The following is a 17716-nucleotide window of genomic DNA, read 5'->3' as shown; positions in this document are numbered from 1 at the left end:
CGTGTGGTTGTCCAGCGCGGCCGCTACTGCTGGTCGAGGATGACGGAGCGGGTGAGGCTGCGGGGCTGGTCGGGGTTGAGGCCGAGGGCGAGCGACTTCGCGACGGCGACGCGCTGGGCGACGACGAGAGACGCCATCGGGTCGAGGTCCGGGTGGTGGACGACGGTCGCACCGGTGGCGGCAACGTCGTCGAGCAGACCCGCCGGCGGCTCGCCGAAGATCCAGACGCCGCGACCGGGCTGGGCGATCGCGATCGGGCCGTGCCGGTAGTCCATCGCCGGGTAGGCCTCGGTCCACGCCGACGCGGCCTCACGCTGCTTCAGCGCGGCCTCGTGGGCCAGACCGATGGTCCAGCCGGTCCCGACGTACGTGACCTGCTCCAGCTTGGCCAGCTCGTCCACGTCGATGGTCAGGGCGGTCTGAGCGTCCGCGGCGGCCTGCGTGAGGTCCTGACCCAGCGATGCGCGCAGCAGTCCCAGCGTGGTGGTCGCGAACCGGGTTTGCACAACGGACTGCTCATCGGCGAAGTCCAGCATGATCGTCTGATCGGCCAGCTCGACGATCGGCGATCCCGGCGTTGCGGTGATCGCCACGGTCGGGAGGTCGGTCGCGCGGATCAGGTCCAGCACCTCGGTCGTCGTCCCCGAGCGGCTGATCACGACGATGGCGTCGTACTGGCGATCCGCCGGGAACTCGGATCCCGCGAAGGCGTCGGTCTCGCCGTGCCCCAGGCTCTCGCGGAGTACGGCGTACGCCATCGCCATGAACCACGACGTGCCGCAGCCGACCGCGGCAACGCGCTGACCACGCTGCGGAAGTGCTCCGCCGTACTGCGCGAAACCGTCCGAAACCTGCCGCCAGAGGTCAGGCTGGGTGGCGATCTCGGTGGTCACGAAGGGGCTCGCCGCTGGGCTCACCGCTGGGGTCTGGGTCATGGTCGTCTCCACGCTTGTGCTGGGCATGTCCTGGGCTTGTCATGGTCGAAACTGCTCGAACGTGATCGAATGGTGCCAACCAGCCCCACCTCGGCTGACTGATTGTGTGAAGGAGGAGCCCCGGGTGAAGCGTTATGAACGCCTGAACACCTTGCTCGAGTCGCTCGCCGAGAAGGGCGCCATCGACGTCGACGAGCTCGCCGAGCAGTTGCATGTGTCCGCGGCGACGATCCGGCGCGACCTGGACCACCTCGGGAAGCAGCAGCTCCTCACCCGGACCCGCGGCGGCGCGGTCGCCAACGCGGTGTCGTACGACCTGCCGCTGCGCTACAAGACTGCGCGTTTCGCCTCCGAGAAGCAGCGCATCGCGCAGGCGGCGGCCACGCTGGTGCGGCGCGGCATGGTGATCGGGATGAACGGCGGGACCACGATCTCCGAGGTGGCGCGCACGCTGGCGACCCGGCCGGAGTTGTCGGCCGAGCACGGCGAGCCGGCGTTCACCCTCGTCACCAACGCGCTGAACATCGCGAACGAGCTGATCGTGCGGCCGCACGTGAAGATGGTGCTGACCGGCGGCGTCGCGCGGCCGCAGTCCTACGAGATGATCGGGCCGCTGTCGCACCGGATCCTGTCCGACCTGTCCCTGGACATCGCGTTCATCGGCGTGGACGGGATCGACGAGACCGGCGCCACCGCTCATCACGAGGGCGAGGCGAACATCAACCAGCTGATCGTCAGCCGGGCCGCCAAGGTCGTCGTGGTCGCCGACTCCTCCAAGCTCGGGCAGCGCGCGTTCGCCCGGATCTGCGAGCTGAGCGAGATCGACACCCTCGTCACCGACGCGCAGGCCGACGAGTCCCAGCTGACCGTGTTCAAGGAAGCCGGGATCGACGTCATCCGCGCCTGACCGCACTCTCATCGCCCGCACCTCCCGGGATCCTCCGCGCCTCGTTCAGAGGCTCCAAAACCTGCTCAGGTCGATCATATCTGATTCAAGGAAGATAGTTATGAGCAGGAGTGCGCAGTCTCAGCGCGGGAGACACGGAATGCGGACTCGGTGCCGCTAGGCTTCGGACCAGGATGAGGAATGCAGCGGCGCGACACTCGGCAGATCTTTGGGAGGGCATCATCGCCACCGGCATCGACCCGACGTCCTGGGCGTACGCCGAGGACTACACCGGCGAGGACGAAGTCGTCACCGGTGCACGGGCGAGCGCGCAAGAAAGCGGAGTCGCCCCGATCGGCCCCGGCACGGCCGCCGCGCTGAGCCTGCTGGCTGCCGGCGTGGGCGCGAAGGCAGTCGTCGAGATCGGCACCGGCACCGGCGTCTCCGGGCTGGCGCTCCTGCGCGGGATGCGCACCGACGGCAGCCTCACCACCGTCGACATCGACGCCGAGAACCAGCGCCTGGCCCGCAAGACGTTCCTCGACGCCGGCGTCACGTCGAACCGCTTCCGCCTGATCGCCGGCGCCGGCCTGGACGTGGTCACGAGACTCACCGACGGCCACTACGACCTGGTCTTCTGCGACGCCGACCGCCGCGAGAACACGGCGTACCTGCACGAGGCCCTCCGCCTGCTCCGCCCCGGCGGCGTCGTAGCCTTCGCCGGCATCCTCACCGGCGGCCGGGTAGCCGACCCCGCCCACCGCGACCCCGACACCACCGCCCTCCGCGACCTGATCCGAGCAGTCCGCGAAGACGACGACCTGGTCTCAGCCCTCCTCCCCACCTCCGAAGGCCTCCTAACCGCCGCCAAACGCCTCCCCTAAGCCAGCCACACAAAGAGTGACTGCGTCACACCGACGGTGACGGTGCAGGCTGAAGAACATGCTAAAGAAACCAACAAACATACTAAGATGTCCGGTGATTAGTATGTTTATCGGTTTCTTTGGAGGAAGCGCTGCGCCGGCATCAGTTGCCTGCGCGGTGCTGAGCGGCACCAGCGCGGGCGGTTTCGGGTCAGCCGGTGAGGCGGGTTAGTTCGGTGGTTAGTTGGTGCCAGGGGTCGGTTCGGGGGTCTATGAGTTCGTAGTGTCCGCAGTCTTCTACGCGGATGAAGTGGGCGGTGGGGTGTGCGCTGAAGTAGGACTCGGTGACGGCGATCGGGACGACGGTGTCGTTGCGGCCGTGGATCAGAGACACCGGCGCGATGGACGGCGGCAGGTGGACGGGGTCGAGGTCGTTGCGGACGCCGCTGCCGATGAAGTCCTGTACGGCGCCGTCGTCGAGGCCCAGCCGGTCAGCCATCAGGAGGTCGGCGACCGGCGCGAGCGCGATCAGAGCGCGCAGACGGACCGGATTGAGCGTCGCGGCGGCCCACATCGCCAACTGCCCACCGGCGGAGTGACCGATCAGCACATAGCCGGCGTGGACGTCGACCAGGTCGGGCAGCGCGTCGAGCGCCGTACGAACGTCAGACGTCGTGAGGTCGGGGTTACCGGGCTCGCGGCGGTACTCCAGCGACACCACCGGCCAGCCGAGGTCGGAGAGGGCGGCACCGAGCGGCCGCAGATGCGTACGGTCGTAGTCCGGCCGCCAGAAACCACCGTGCACCAGCACAACCAACGGCCGGTAGTCCTTCGCGTGCCAGTGATCCATCACCTGGAGCGCATGGTCGCCGTACCGGAGCTCCTCGTCGGGCTCCCGGGCCTTCCGGGACAACACCGATCGGTCTTCACTCATTCGGACCTCCCGAGATAGCGAAGAGCGTTGGTGGACAGCAGTTTCAGCTGCTGATCCGCGGTCAGGAAACCGGCCTTCCGTACCACCTCCCCGACCGGCCGCTCACCCAATGGATAGGGATAGTCACTGCCGACCAGAACGCGATCTTCCCCCACGGTATCCACAAGAAGCCGTAAAGGCGCTGATTCGAACACCACCGTGTCGACGAAGAACCGGTCGAGGTAGTGCGACGGTGGATGCTCGGAGCAACCACGCACGATGTCCCCGCGCCGGTGCCAGGCGTTCTCCAGGCGCCCCAGCCAGAACGCGAAACTCCCACCGCCATGGGCGAAACAGATCCGCAGGTACGGCGGAAGCGCGTCGAAAGCACCTCCGAGGATCATCGCGATCAGGGACAGATGGGTCTCGGCCGGCATCCCGGTCAGCCAGCGGGCCATCCACCGATCCAGCCGCGGACCGCCCGGCATGTCCCACGGATGCACCAGCACGGGCATCCCGGTCTCGGCGCAATGGTTGAGGAAGGCAACGATACCGGCATCGTCGAGATCCTTGTCGCCGACGTGATTCCCGATCTCGACACCGGCATGTCCGGCGGCCCGGCAGCGATCGAGCTCGGCGCAGGCCGCCTCCGGATCCTGCAGCGGCACCTGGCAGAACGGCACGAACCGGTTGTCCCCGGCAAGCGTCTCCAGGGTCAGATCGTTGAAGATCCTTGCCAGCTTGACCGCCTGCGCGGCCGGCCGGTCGTACCCGAAGAACACCGGCGTCGGCGACACCACCTGGACATCGATGCCGTCGGCATCCATATCCGTCCGACGGGCGCCCGGATCCCAAGCCTGTGGTCCGATCGGGCGGAACTCGGTCTCGCCGATCATGATCATCGCCGCGCGCTCGGAGTCGATCCGCAGCCACGGCCACCCGTCCCCGCCACACGCCGCCGCCAGATCCGGCCACCCGTGCGGGACCAGGTGGGTGTGAACGTCAACCGTCACGCGACACCCCGGCCGGTCGCCACGCCTAGCCCTTTCCCGGGTGCACCGTGCCGCAGTTCGGGCACGTCCGCGCTTCCTCGCTCTCGTAGAACGCCTTGAACACCGGCGGAAGGTCGGCGACGATGTCGTTCACCTGCAACTCGACCTCGTGCACGATCGCGTTGCAGTTGGCGCAGTACCAGCGGAACTTCTCCAGCGTGCCCTGCTCACGGACCCGCTCGATCACCAGGCCGATCGAGTCCGCGTCACGCTGCGGCGAGTGCGGCATGCTCCGCGGCAGCACCCACAGCTCCCCCTCGTTGATGTCGACCCGGGCCGGTCCGTCCTCGGTCATCACGTCGACGTGCATGGTGCCTTTGATCTGGTAGAAGAACTCCTCGTAGGGATCCACGTGGAAGTCGGTGCGCTGGTTCGGCCCACCCACTACCATCGTGATGAAGTCGTCGCCGGTCGGGAACATCTGCTTGTTGCCCACCGGCGGCTTCAGCAGATGCTTGTTGTCCTCGATCCACTCCGGAAAGTTCGTCGACTCCAGCTTCGCCATGCCTACTCCTCCTCCGCACGCCGCGGGATCGCCGCGATGCCGGATATCTCGATCAGCAACTGTGGATGCGGCAACTGATGAACAGCGACGGTCGTCCGAGCGGGACCGGACTCGTCGAAGAATTCCCCATACACCTCGTTGTACCCGCCGAAGTCGTTCATCGACACCAGGTACGTCGTCACGCTGACCAGATCATCGAGGCCCGCCCCGACCGCCGCCAGGATGTCCGCGATGTTCTCCAGCACGGCCCGGGTCTGCACCCCGATATCGAGCGCCACCGTCCCCAACGCATCGACGGAGGCGCCGGCAATCGTGTTGTCCGGCAACCGGCTCGACGTCCCCGAGACGAACGCGAACCCACCCACGACCTTCACATGCGGAAACCGCCCCCGCGGAACCGCCTTCCCCGCCACCACCTTCGCCGCCATCACGTTCGCATCAGCCACGAGAACACCTTGCCCCACGACTTCGCACCCGCCAAGGACCCACGACTCACGCCGCGTCGCCCGGTCCGGCGGCCTCGGCTACCATCGGACCTCCGTGGTCGCGGGACCGCAGGGCATGGACCGGACGAGCTGCCGAGGACGGAACTGGGGGCCTGAGGGTGGGCGAGCGGAGACCTTCCCTGCAGGATCAGATCCGGGCCCGGCGCAACGTCGTCTTCGTCGGGCGCGAGGAGCCGCTGGCCCTGTTCGAGCGCAATCTGGTCCTCCCGGCATCCGACCCGCGGCGCCGCTTCGTCTTCAGCGTGCACGGCACCGCCGGCGTCGGCAAGACGACGCTGGTCCGGCGCTGGCGACAACTCGCCGACGAGCACGGCTGCGCGACCGGAGCCGTCGATCAGGCGTACGACGTACCGTCGGCGCTCGAACAACTTGCGAGCACCCTGGCCGACTCCGGCCACGAGTGTGCCGGGTTCAGCCGGAAGCTGGCGCAGTACCGCAAGGCCCGGCGGGCCGTCGACGCCGATCCGAACGCTCCGACCGGCATCTCGTCGCTGCTGACCCGCTCGGCGACCCGGATCGGTCTGCGCGCGGTGGACGGCATCCCCGTGGTCGGCGCGGTCACCGGCGAGATCGACAAGCAGGAAGCGGCGCTGCTGGTCGACCAGGCCCGTGCCTTCCTCGCGCGCCGGTTCGGCCGCAAGCACGATCCCGACCTCCTGCTCGAGCCGATCGAGATCCTCAGTACGGCCTTCGTCACCGACCTGTGGCAGCTCGGCGAGCGGCCGCTCGTACTGTTCGTCGATACCTTCGAGGAGACCGGGACGTTCCTCGACGACTGGCTCCGGCAGTTGCTGGCCGGCCAGTTCGGTCACCTCCCCGAAGACACCGTCCTGGTGCTGTCGGGCCGGCGGCCGCTGGACGCCAATCTCTGGGCCGACTACCTGGACATCCGCGCCGATGTCGAGCTGCAGGTGTTCACCGACGCCGAGGCGCATGAGCTCCTCGCCGCCCGCGGTGTCGTCGATGCCGCGACGGTGGACCTCGTCCTCGAGCTGTCCGGCCGCCTCCCGGTGCTCGTCGCCATGCTGGCCGCGACCGTGACCGACGGGACGGCGGGTACGACGGATCCCACCGACACCGCGGTCGACCTCGCCCTGAAGGGATTGTCCGATCCCGAACGACGCGCCGCCCTGGACGCCTCGCTGCCCCGCCGGCTGGACCGTGACACCCTCACGCTCGCGGCGGGTCCGACCGCCGACTTCGAGTGGCTGCGCAGGCTTCCGTTCGTCGTCGCCCAGACAGACGGCTACTACTTCCACCCCGTCGTCCGGACGGCGATGATTCGCTCGTTCCGCCGCGCCGGCCCGGGCGACTGGCCGATCCGCCACCGTGCACTGACCGATCACTACCGGACCAGGCAGGAACGGCTCGGGGTTCCGGCCGGGGAGGAGTGGAAGGACAACCGCTGGCAGGACCTGAAGCTCGAGGAGACCTACCACGACCTGTGCGCGAGCGGAGCGCCCGCGCTGCAGAACGCCCTGCACGGGTTGATCCAGGTCTATCGCTGGACCGCCGACCGCACGATCCGCTGGGCCCGCACGATCGCGCAGGCCGGGCACGATTCGGGGGCCGAGGTGATCCAGGCCCGCGGCGAGCAGCTCGGTGCGTGGCTGCTCGGTGGCATCCGCGGCGAGCTCGACCTGCTCGACAACCTTGCCGGCGATCCGACGATGGACAAGTCGCACCGGTGGCTGACGCTGCTCGCCCGCGTCGCACTGCACACCAGGATGGGTGAGCACGAAGCCGCCCTGCGAGATCTCGATCGGGCCGACCTGCTGTACGCCGCCGGCGCGGCGAGCCTGGAAATGCGCGGAGCGACCCTCGGCAAGCTCGGCGATTACGACCAGGCCTTGGTCGCGCTGGACGCGGCAGTGCGGCTGGCGCCGAACTACAGCATCGCCGTCGCCGGCCGGAGCGAGGTCCACCGCCTGCTGAACCAGTACGACGCGGCGCTCGCGGACATCGACCGTGCGATCGCCCTGCGCCCCGCGGATCCGTCGTACGTCTCGTCCAGGGGACTGCTCTACGCGGACCTGCACCGCAACACCGAAGCGAAGGCCGATCTCGACCGGGCCGTGGCGCTGGCACCGACCGAACCGGCCTGGCTGACCCTGCGGGCCGACTTCCTCAGCGAGCTCGGCCGGTTCACCGAGGCCTTGGCCGACCTCGGCCGGGTCCTGGACCTCGAGCCGAACTCACCCGTCGCTCGCCTCAACCGGGCCGTCCTCCTCACGGCCCTGGGACGACGCGACGAAGCACTCGCCGACTTCGACCACCTGTCCGGCCCGGAGTTCGGCGACGAGGTGACGCTCCTCCGAGTCTGGATCCAGTTCTCCGCCCAGGACCCGGCCGACGGGATCGCGGAGCTCTCCCGGTTGATCGACCAGGACCCGAACGACGCCTTTCTGCACGGCAGCAGAGGAGTGATGTATCACGCCGCGGGCCGGCTCGACGACGCCCTGCGAGATTTCGGGCGCGCGCTCGAGCTGGATCCTGACGACACCAGCACGCTCAGCACCCGGGCAGAGGTCTACGCGGAGCTCGAGAGGTTCGCCGAGTCCCTCGCCGATCTCGACCGGGCGCTCGAACTGGAACCGCGGTCGGCTCGGCTCCGCGTCGTCCGCGCGAACGTCCGGCACCAAGCCGGCGATCACCGCGGGGCACTCGCGGACCTGGACCGCGCCGCCGAGCTCGAGCCCGAGTCCGCGGAAGTGTTCAGCGCGCGCGGATCGCTGCTGGCCGACGACGATCGGGCCCTTGCGCTGACCGAGCTGGACCGGGCGATCGCACTCAATCCGGACGATCTTCCCGCCCTGGCCAAGCGAGCCCAGATGCAGATCTATCGGGGCGACTTCCAGGCCGCACTCGAAGACTTCGAGAGCATCCACCGGATCCTCCCGCACGAACACTCGGTCCTTGCGCTCCGTGCCTGGGCGCACAGACTCCTGGGCAACGCGGACGCGGCACGCCGCGATCTCGACCAAGCCGTCCAGCTCGCTCCCACCCACGGGCTCACCCTCGGCATGCGCGGTGACTTCTTCCGCCGACGCGGCGACTACCCTGCCGCGGTCAGCGACCTCACCCGGGCGATCGAGCTCGCCCCCACCCGCGCGTCGCTCTTGATCGGCCGGGGCCAGACCTACCTGGCCATGGGCCACTATCCGGCGGCCACTGCCGACTTCACGCGGGCCGCCGAGCTTGAACCCTCGAACGGCGATGCCTGGTACAGACAGGCCTTGTCGTGGTTGTACCAAGGCGCTGAGGACACTGCCCGGCCGTTGCTCGAGCAGGCGGTTGCGGCATCGGTCACCAAGCTCGGGGCGGATCTGCCCGATGATGTTCCCGGCCGGCTCGACGCACTGCGTGGGCTTCAGGGCGACGAGCGAGATCGCCTCCTGCTCGTGGTCTTCGCGACCGCGCTGGGGTATCCAGACGCCGCCGACAGACTGCTGGCGGACCTGATCGCCGCCGGGGCGCCCGCGAACGTCGTGCCCGACGTGATCACGGATCTGCGCGAGCTCGGCGCTTTCGTCGGTGCCGACACCGTGGCCCCGTTGATCGCCAGACTGACCCGGAGCTGATCAGGTCAGCTCGATGCAGACGTTGGTCAGTTCGGAGTAGAAGTCGAGGGAGTGTCTGCCGCCTTCGCGGCCGACGCCGGAGAGTTTCATGCCGCCGAAGGGGGTGCGGAGGTCTCGGAGGAACCAGGTGTTCACCCAGACGATGCCTACGTCCAACGCGGGTCCGGCGCGGTGGGCGCGGCCGACGTCGCGGGTCCAGATAGTTGCCGCCAGCCCGTAGTCCGAGTCGTTCGCGAGTGCGTACGCCTCGTCCTCGTCGTCGAACGGCGCAATATGGCAGATTGGGCCGAAGACCTCCTCGCGGTTGGTCCGGGCGTCGGCCGGCAGACCGGTCACCACGGTTGGTTGCACGTAGCAACCACCGTCGCGGGCGTCGCCGAACGACGGTACGCCGCCGCCCGCGAGCACGTCGGCGCCTTCGGCCCGGGCGAGGTCGTAGTACGAGAGCACCTTGTCGCGGTGCTGTTTCGAGATCAGCGGCATGTTCATCGTGGCCTCGTCGCTGGGCCACCCGAAGCGCAACTCGTCGGCCCGCGCAGCCAGCCTGGCGGCGAACTCGTGGAAGATCGGGCGCTCGACGTACAGGCGCTCGGTGCACAGGCAGACCTGCCCGCCGTTGGTGAAGACCGAACGGACCGAGCCCTCCACCGCGGCGTCCAGATCGGAGTCGGCGAAGACGATTCCGGCGTTCTTCCCGCCGAGCTCGAAGGAGACCGCCTTGACCCGATCCGCCGCGACCTTGGCGATCGCAGTCCCGGTGGCGGACTCGCCGGTGAACGTGATCGCGTCCACACCGGGATGCCGGGTCAGGTACTCCCCCGCCGACGACGGCCCGAAACCGTGCACGAGGTTGAAGACACCAGGCGGTACGCCGGCCGCCGCCATCACCTCGGCCAGTACGGTCGCCGACGCCGGCGTCTCCTCGGACGGCTTGACCACAACGGCGTTGCCGCAGGCAAGGGCCGGCGCGACCTTCCACGTCAGCAGCAGCAGCGGCAGGTTCCACGGTACGACGATCGCCACCACACCGACCGGCTTCCGGACGGCGTAGTTCAGCGCCCGTCGCCCGTCCGCCAGGACGGTCGGGTACGACTCGTTCGCCGCGGTCGTGGCGAAATCGGCGAAGGCCCGGAAGTTCGCCGCACCCCGCGGGATGTCGAGCGTCCGGGCCTGACTGATCGACTTCCCGGTGTCGCCGACCTCGGCCGCCACCAGGTCTTCGAACCGCCGTTCCAGCTCGTCCGCGACCCGCCGCAGCACGGCGGCTCGTTCTTGCTCGCTCATGGACCCCCACGGGCCCTTCAACGCCGCCCGAGCAGCCCCGACCGCCGCGTCCACGGTCCCGGCGTCGGCCTCACAGACATCGAAGATCTGCTCCCCGGTCACCGGGCTGAGCTTCGCGAACGTCGACGGACTCTCGACGAACTCACCGGCCACGAAATGCCGCAGCAGCCCGACCGAGTCGGGGCGGCCCGTCAGCAGCGACGGCGACCACAGGCTCATCGGCGTCTCCGCATCCGCGCCAGCGTCATCAAGGCCCCGACGGCGGCGAGAGCGCCCGCTCCCAGCAGTTGATGCTGGCGATGCACGCGACGCTGCACCTCGGCGTACGGCGTGTTCGAGAACGACACCAACTCGTACCGCGAGACGTACGTGCCGGGCAGGAGTCGTTCCAGTCCGTGCTCGACCCGCTTGGTCAGCCGGAACACCAGAGAGGCCACCTTGTCGCGCATCTCGACGAAGTTGGCCAGCGCCATCTCCGCGATGGCCTCGGTGTTCTCGCGCCGTCGGGCCTCGAACAACGGCAACGCCCGCGCCCACGACCCACCGGTGTCGTCGAGGCAACGGTTCAGCTCGACGACATCCTCGAACGCACAGTTCGCGCCCTGGCCGTAGAACGGGACGATCGCGTGGGCCGCGTCACCGATCAGCGCCGTACGGCCGTGTGCCTGCCACGGCAACGTGTGGACGGTGCCGAGCACACCGACCGGGTTGTGCAGGTAGTCGTCGACGAGATTCGGTGCCAACGGCAACAGATCCGGGTAGTTGACCCGGAAGTGCTCCTCGATGTCCTTCGAGGCCACCAGCGCATCGAAGGATCCGGACGGCCAGAAGAGCGTGCAGGTGAAGGAACGGTCCGGGTTGGGCAGGGCGATCATCATCGAGGTCCCCCGCGGCCAGATGTGCAGGGCGCCGGGATCGAGGGCGAATTCCCCTTGGGCGGCAGGGATCGAGAGCTCTTTGTAGCCGTAGTCAAGGAAATCGACATCTTCGGCCACGATGCCCTCGGCAAGCAATTGCTCCCGCACCGCGGAGCCCGCACCGTCCGCCCCCAGCACCACATCAGCGCTGACCGAGACCTTCCCCGACGGCGTCGCGAACACCATCCGGCCGGCCTGGGAGTCCAGCTCCACGAGCCGATGCTCGAAGGCGACCGAGACTCCGGGAGCGTCCGCAGCCGCCGACAGCAGCGCGTTGTTCAGCACACCCCGGCTGATCGAGTTGATGGCCCGATCGCCCGCCACCGAATACTGGTGGAAGTCCAACGGTCCTGAGACCGGATGGATCATCCGGCCCCTCATCGGCAGCGCGTCCGCCATCACCTGGTCGACCAGGCCGATCTTCCGCAACGCGTTCAGCCCGCGCTCGGAGATGGCCAGGTTGATCGAGCGGCCGCGTTCGGCCTGGGCGACCCGCGGGTCCGGGCGACGCTCGTACAGGGCAACCGTCAGGCCGCGACGCGCCAGAAAGCACGCCAGCAGACTTCCCGTCAGCCCCGCTCCGACGATCGCGACCTTCATGCCGGCACCACCTCGGCCAGGGCGGACGCGGCCCGCCAGCAGTCGTGATAACTCGAGTACAGCGGCACCGGTGCGAGCCGCAGGACGTCGGGCTCGCGCGCATCCGCGATCACGCCGTACTCGAACCGCAGGCGCCGGGCCAGCTCACCCGCCCGCATCCCGCTGATCCGCAACGACAACTGCGCACCCCTTCGCGCCGGATCGGACGGCGTGATGACCTGCCCGATCGTCACCTCGGTCAAGAGCTTCTCCAGGTACGACGTCAAGCGCAGGCTGCGTTCGCGCAGCGCCCCGATCCCGATCTTGTCGAAGATCTCCAACGACGTCCGCACCGGGCTCATCGAGAAGATCGGCGGGTTCGAGACCTGCCAGGCATCCGCCGACGCCGGCGGCCGGCATTCGGCCGTCATCTCGAACCGCGTGGACGCCTCCGTACTCCACCAACCCTCGAACCGCGGGAGCGAGGCGTCCAGATGCCGTTCATGCACGAAGGCAGCGGCCAGCGCCCCGGGCCCGGCGTTGAGGTACTTGTACGAGCACCACGCGGCGAAGTCCACACCCCAATCGTGCAACGACAACGGCACATTCCCGGCCGCATGGGCCAGATCCCAGCCGACAATCGCCCCAGCGGCCTGGCCGGCCGCGGTGATCGTGGGAATGTCCATCAGCTCACCGGTCAGGTAATTCACCCCGCCGAGCAGGACGAGGGCTACGTCGCCACCCAGTTGCTCGACGACATCCGACGTACGCAGACTGTCTTCGCCGGGCCGTGGCCGCAGCCGGATGATCGCGTCGTCGGCGTCGTACCCGTGAAAGCGGGCTTGCGAGCGGACGGCGTAACTGTCGGACGGGAACGCCGAGTCCTCGATCACGATCCGATGCCGTGACGGGGTCGGACGGTAGAACGAGACCATCAGCAGATGCAGGTTGACGGTCAGCGAGTTCATCACGACCGTCTCCTGGGGCAGCGCACCGACCAGCCGGGACGCGGGGCCGGTGAGCAGCTCGTGGTACGGCAGCCACGGCCGATCCGCGTCGAGATGCCCTTCGACGCCCAGAGCGGCCCAGGCGTCCAGGTCCTCGAGGAGCTCGTCGCGGGTCGCCCGAGGGCGCAGACCTAACGAGTTCCCGGCGAAATACGCGACCTCGGGGTAGTCACCGCCCTGTGCCGGGGGTACGTCGAACAGCTCGCGATGCCCGGGGTCCGTGACATCAAGCTCGCGTGCCTCGCCCTCAGCGCTCACGCCTCGGCAACCTCTTCCGCCGCCACCTCAGAATCCGCCGGCGCAGGCTCGGCCGGCTTCTCCGAAACCACCGGAGGAGCCTCGATCACCTGGCCCTTGCCGAGCACGGTCACGCCACCCTTGGACACGGTGAAGCCTCGCGCCCGGTCGTCGTCGGGATCGACACCGATCTCGACGCCGGCCGGGACGACCACGTTCTTGTCCAGGATCACGTTCTTGAGGACGGCGTTCGCACCGATCTTGCAGTTGTCCATGATCACCGAGCGCTCGACCCGAGCCCCCGAGCTCACGACCACGTTGGACCCGATCACGGAATGGTCCACGCACGCGCCCGAGACGATCGACCCCTGGCAGACGATCGACTCGCCGACGGTCGCGTTGTCGGTGAACTTCGCGCCCGGCAACTGCGGGTGCGAGGTGAAGATCGGCCAGTCCGAGTTGTAGAGGTTGAACACCGGCTGGATCGAGACCAGGTCCATGTGTGCCTCGTGGTACGAGTCCAGCGAACCGACGTCGCGCCAGTACGAGCGATCGCGATCGAGCGCACCCGGTACGTCGTTCTCCTGGAAGTCGTAGACCCCGGCCTTGCCCTCGGCAACCATCATTGGGACGATGTCGCCGCCCATGTCGTGGCGTGACGCCGGGTTCGCCGCGTCCTTCTTGAGCGCCTCGACCAGGACGTCCGCGCTGAAGACGTAGTTCCCCATCGAGGCGAACGTCTCGTCCGGCGAGTCCGGCAGCCCCGGTGGATCGGCCGGCTTCTCCAGGAACTCGTCGATGACATGCCCGTCCGCGCCGGTCTTGATCACGCCGAACTCGGACGCCTCCACCCGCGGCACCCGGATCCCGGCCACGGTCACGCCGTTCCCGCGCTGGATGTGGGCCGCGACCATCGTGGAGGCGTCCATCCGGTAGACGTGGTCGGCGCCGAACACGACGATGATGTCGGGCTGGAAGTCGTCGATCAGGTTCATCGACTGGTAGATCGCGTCCGCGCTGCCCTGGTACCACTGCGGGCCGAGCCGCTGCTGCGCGGGCACACAGCTGACGAAGTTGCCCAGCAGCGTGGACATCCGCCAGGTCACCGTGACATGGCGGTCCAGCGAGTGGGACTTGTACTGCGTCAGGACGAACAGGTTCCGGATGCCGGCGTTCACCAGGTTCGACAGGACGAAATCGATCAGGCGATAACTGCCCCCGAACGGGACGGCCGGTTTGGCCCGGTCCGCCGTCAGCGGCATCAGCCGCTTCCCCTCACCACCGGCCAGCACGATACCGAGAACTCTGGGCGCCTTTGCCATGTCCGCACCTTAGCTCCGAGAGCCCGGAGGCATAAGCGGTTGCGAGTGTCGCGACACTGTAAAGATGCCGATCCTCGTCGTACCGACCGTTGCCGTTCACTCGTCGTTCCTGGCGGCTTGGGACGAGTTCGGGCCGGCGGAGGACCGGTGGATGGGCGCGCGGACGATCCGGGCCGACGAGGAGGAGTGGAGCCGCGAGCAGGCGACCGACCCGGCCGAGTTCGCCCGGATGGTCGAGGCGATCCGGACCGAGGCCGACGAGGAGACCGAGCTGGCGCCCGGACTCGTGCACCAGACCGTGCTCTGGTTCGTCGACGGCGTCGAGTTCCTCGGCCGCCTCTCGATCCGGCACGAGCTCACCCCGCCGCTGCTCGAGCTCGGCGGTCACATCACGTACGGCGTCCGCCCGTCGGCGCGCCGCCAGGGCCACGCCACCCGGATGCTGACCCAGGCCGTCCCGCTCGCCGGTGGTCTCGGCATCGATCCGGTGCTGGTGACCTGCGACCTCGACAACGTGGGCTCGCGGAAGGTGATCCAGGCAGCCGGCGGCGAGCTGGAGGACGAGCGACACGGAAAGCTTCGTTTCTGGGTACCGACACAACTGGCGTGATGTCCTATCGTCAGGCTCATGAAGGTGGCGATCCTGACGCGTGAGTTTCCTCCGGACGTGTACGGCGGGGCGGGGGTGCACGTGGACTTCCTGGTCCGCGAGTTGCGCCGCCTGATCGACGTGGACGTGCACGCCATGGGCGAGCCGAGGCTCGGTGCGACCGCGCACTCCGAGGACGACCCGCGGATTCCGGACGCGAATGCGGCGCTGCGGATCCTGTCCACCGACCTGACCATGACGGCCGCGGTCGGCGACGCGCAACTGGTGCACTCCCACACCTGGTACGCCAACATGGCCGGCCACTGGGCCAAGCTCCTGTACGACGTCCCGCACGTGGTGACTGCGCACTCGCTCGAGCCGCGCCGCCCGTGGAAGGCCGAGCAGCTCGGCGGCGGCTACCGGCTCTCCAGCTGGGCCGAGCGGACGGCGTACGAAGCTGCCGATGCTGTGGTCGCGGTGAGTCGTGGGATGCGGGACGACGTACTGGACTGCTACCCGTCGATCGATCCGGCCAAGGTCCAGGTGATCTCGAACGGGATCGATGCCGACTTCTACCACCCGGACCCGTCGACGACCGTGCTCGAACGGCTCGGAGTCGACCTGGACCGCCCGTACGTGACTTTCGTCGGTCGCATCACCCGGCAGAAGGGCGTCCCGCACCTGCTCCGCGCCGGACTGCGCCTCGACCCGTCGGTCCAACTGGTCCTGCTCGCCGGCGCGGCCGACACGGTCGAGCTGAAGGCGGAGACCGACGCGCTGATCGATGACCTCAAGCTGGCTCGTGACGGCGTGTTCGTGGTGTCCGAGATGCTGCCGCGCGACGAGGTCCGGCAGGTCCTGACGCACGCACTCGCCTTCTGCTGCCCGTCGATCTACGAGCCGCTCGGCATCGTCAACCTGGAGGCGATGGCCTGCGAGACCGCCGTCGTCGCCAGCGCGGTCGGCGGCATCCCCGAGGTGGTCGACGACGGTGTCACCGGCACCCTCGTTCCGTACGACGAGAACGACACCGACACGTTCGAGCGCGCCCTGGCCGCGGGCATCAACGAGCTCGTCGACAACCCCGCCAAGGCCGAAGCGATGGGCAAGGCGGGCCGGGTCCGGGCCGTCTCGGAGTTCGGCTGGGACGCGGTCGCGGATCGCACCGTGCAGCTCTACAACAGCCTGCTGGGGTAGACAAAAGCCCACCTAGGCCCGGGGGTCCTCCCCATTCTTGCGGGCGGTCCGGGACGGTTGAGTTGGGGGCATGACACCTCGACTGACCAAGATCGTTGCAGCCTCGCTCTCCGGCGCTGCCCTGATTGCCATGCCGCTCTCGGCCTTTGCCTCTGTCAGCCGGCCGACGCTGTCGGAGGCTGCCGTCACCAGCGTTCATGCCCAGCGCGGCTCGCTCGTCTCCTCGGTCCCGATTGCCCACCTGACGGCGGCCCAGCTCGACGCCGCCGCGAGTGACTTCGCCAACTCACCGCCGGCTCGGTACGGCGTCACCGTGTACCGGCTGATCTACCGCACGATCGACGTCAACGGACGGCCGACGACCGCCAGCGGGATCGTCGTGCTGCCGGACGGGCGCCGGGGCGCACTGACCGCCGCCGAGTACCTGCACGGGACCAACGCGACCAAGGCGTACGTCGCCTCCGTCAGCGACACCTCGACCGACCGGCTGGTGACCACGCTCTTCGCCGGCGCGGGCCTGGTCGGCGTCGCGCCCGACTACCTCGGGCTCGGGCTCGGGCCGGGACTGCACCCGTACATCGACACCAAGAGCGAGACCACCGCATCTGTCGACATGTTGCTCGCGGCCCGTTCCTTCGCGGCCGAGCACGGCGTCGCGCTGAAGCGGGACGTGCTGGTCACCGGCTTCTCCCAGGGCGGCCGCGCCTCGATCGGGCTCGGCCGGGCGCTGAGCCGCGGCGAGGCCGGGCCGTTCCGGCTCGGCGAGCTCCGGGCCGTCTCCGGACCGTACGACCTGCTCGGCAGCGAGATCCCCGGGATCTTCGACGGCCGGGTCGCGCCGGCGACAGCGGCGTTCTACCTCGCGTACTTCATCACCACCTGGAACCGGACCGTCGGGCTGTACGACGACCCACGCGAGGCTTTCCAGGCGCCGTACGCGACGACGATCGAGGGGTTGTTCGACGGCACCCATCCCGACGAGGAGATCCTGAAGGCACTGCCGGACTCGCCACAGAAGCTGTTCACGCCGCAGTTCCTCCAGCGAATCGAGCACCCGACCGGCCGCTTCCTGCAAGCGCTGCGCCAGGCCGACCAGATCTGCCAGGACTGGACGCCGCGCGTGCCGGTGCACCTCTACAACGGCACCAAGGACACCGACGTCGTCCCCGTCAACGCCGACGTCTGCGCGAACGAGCTCCGATCCCGCGGCGCGCAGGTGACCGTGCACTCGATGGGTCCGGTCGACCACTTCGGTACGGCGTTCGCGGCGTACCCGGAGATCGTCCGCGCCTTCGCTCGCCGCGCCTGAGCCTGTGCCCTCCCAGTACCAGGATCAGCGGGGT

14 protein-coding genes and 1 pseudogene are annotated in these 17716 nt (G+C 68.7%); 6 read left to right on the top strand and 9 right to left on the bottom strand.

The window, feature by feature from the left end; genetic code table 11:
• Positions 1–23: 23 nt before the first annotated feature.
• A complete protein-coding gene (locus ACWF4Z_RS24505) occupies positions 24–935 on the bottom strand; it encodes an SIS domain-containing protein (protein WP_452245461.1) in 912 nt (303 codons plus the stop codon).
• A 124-nt stretch (positions 936–1059) separates the two neighbouring features.
• On the opposite strand from ACWF4Z_RS24505, the gene ACWF4Z_RS24500 reads away from it, so the two are divergent.
• Together ACWF4Z_RS24500 and ACWF4Z_RS24495 are read left to right on the top strand one after the other, a co-directional pair.
• Complete coding sequence (locus ACWF4Z_RS24500) at positions 1060–1842, top strand: DeoR/GlpR family DNA-binding transcription regulator (RefSeq protein WP_134108530.1); 783 nt, start codon at positions 1060–1062, stop codon at positions 1840–1842.
• 173 nt (positions 1843–2015) lie between these two features.
• Positions 2016–2705: an O-methyltransferase gene (locus tag ACWF4Z_RS24495; RefSeq protein ID WP_452245460.1), complete on the top strand. Its 690-nt coding sequence runs from the start codon at positions 2016–2018 to the stop codon at positions 2703–2705.
• A 190-nt stretch (positions 2706–2895) separates the two neighbouring features.
• On the opposite strand, the gene ACWF4Z_RS24490 is transcribed toward ACWF4Z_RS24495, so the two are convergent.
• Genes ACWF4Z_RS24490 through ACWF4Z_RS24475 form a run of 4 tightly spaced genes read right to left on the bottom strand, consistent with a single transcriptional unit; the run spans position 2896 to position 5600 of the window.
• Positions 2896–3618 carry an alpha/beta hydrolase family protein gene (locus ACWF4Z_RS24490; RefSeq protein ID WP_452245459.1) on the bottom strand — a complete coding sequence of 241 codons (723 nt, stop codon included), beginning with the start codon at positions 3616–3618 and terminating at the stop codon, positions 2896–2898.
• Entirely contained in the window at positions 3615–4610 is a 996-nt protein-coding gene (locus ACWF4Z_RS24485; protein ID WP_452245458.1) for an amidohydrolase family protein, read from the bottom strand. The genes ACWF4Z_RS24490 and ACWF4Z_RS24485 overlap by 4 nt, the downstream gene beginning before the upstream one ends.
• 25 nt (positions 4611–4635) lie before the next feature.
• On the bottom strand, positions 4636–5154 hold the full coding sequence (locus tag ACWF4Z_RS24480) for a 3-hydroxyanthranilate 3,4-dioxygenase (protein WP_452245457.1): 519 nt from the start codon (positions 5152–5154) through the stop codon (positions 4636–4638).
• Between the two features lie 2 nt (positions 5155–5156).
• Positions 5157–5600: a RidA family protein gene (locus tag ACWF4Z_RS24475; RefSeq protein ID WP_452245456.1), complete on the bottom strand. Its 444-nt coding sequence runs from the start codon at positions 5598–5600 to the stop codon at positions 5157–5159.
• 158 nt (positions 5601–5758) lie between these two features.
• Here ACWF4Z_RS24475 and ACWF4Z_RS24470 point away from each other — a divergent pair, with 158 nt between their 5' ends.
• Positions 5759–9241: a tetratricopeptide repeat protein gene (locus tag ACWF4Z_RS24470; protein WP_452245455.1), complete on the top strand. Its 3483-nt coding sequence runs from the start codon at positions 5759–5761 to the stop codon at positions 9239–9241.
• On the opposite strand, the gene ACWF4Z_RS24465 is transcribed toward ACWF4Z_RS24470, so the two are convergent.
• From ACWF4Z_RS24465 to glgC, 4 genes and pseudogenes are all read right to left on the bottom strand, one after another.
• Positions 9242–10744: a 2-hydroxymuconic semialdehyde dehydrogenase gene (locus tag ACWF4Z_RS24465; RefSeq protein WP_452245454.1), complete on the bottom strand. Its 1503-nt coding sequence runs from the start codon at positions 10742–10744 to the stop codon at positions 9242–9244. It abuts the gene before it with no gap.
• Entirely contained in the window at positions 10741–12042 is a 1302-nt protein-coding gene (locus tag ACWF4Z_RS24460; RefSeq protein WP_452245453.1) for an FAD-dependent oxidoreductase, read from the bottom strand. Before ACWF4Z_RS24460 ends, ACWF4Z_RS24465 begins: the two co-directional genes overlap by 4 nt.
• On the bottom strand, positions 12039–13286 hold the full coding sequence (gene kynU / locus ACWF4Z_RS24455) for a kynureninase (protein ID WP_452245452.1): 1248 nt from the start codon (positions 13284–13286) through the stop codon (positions 12039–12041). Before kynU ends, ACWF4Z_RS24460 begins: the two co-directional genes overlap by 4 nt.
• Before the next feature lie 92 nt (positions 13287–13378).
• Positions 13379–14587: pseudogene (gene glgC / locus ACWF4Z_RS24450) on the bottom strand (glucose-1-phosphate adenylyltransferase); the annotation flags it as partial.
• 64 nt (positions 14588–14651) lie between these two features.
• On the opposite strand from glgC, the gene ACWF4Z_RS24445 reads away from it, so the two are divergent.
• The 3 genes from ACWF4Z_RS24445 to ACWF4Z_RS24435 all read left to right on the top strand — a co-directional run bounded on the left by ACWF4Z_RS24445 (position 14652) and on the right by ACWF4Z_RS24435 (position 17682).
• Positions 14652–15197 carry a GNAT family N-acetyltransferase gene (locus ACWF4Z_RS24445; RefSeq protein WP_452245451.1) on the top strand — a complete coding sequence of 182 codons (546 nt, stop codon included), beginning with the start codon at positions 14652–14654 and terminating at the stop codon, positions 15195–15197.
• An 18-nt stretch (positions 15198–15215) separates the two neighbouring features.
• Complete coding sequence (gene glgA / locus ACWF4Z_RS24440; protein ID WP_452245450.1) at positions 15216–16373, top strand: glycogen synthase; 1158 nt, start codon at positions 15216–15218, stop codon at positions 16371–16373.
• A gap of 70 nt (positions 16374–16443) precedes the next feature.
• Entirely contained in the window at positions 16444–17682 is a 1239-nt protein-coding gene (locus tag ACWF4Z_RS24435; protein ID WP_452245449.1) for a hypothetical protein, read from the top strand.
• The last annotated feature ends 34 nt before the right edge of the window (positions 17683–17716 follow it).

This window comes from Kribbella sp. NPDC055071, from assembly GCF_053608045.1.
The sequence above is the reverse complement of the archived record's forward strand: the minus strand, read 5'-3'. Positions and strand labels throughout refer to the sequence as shown.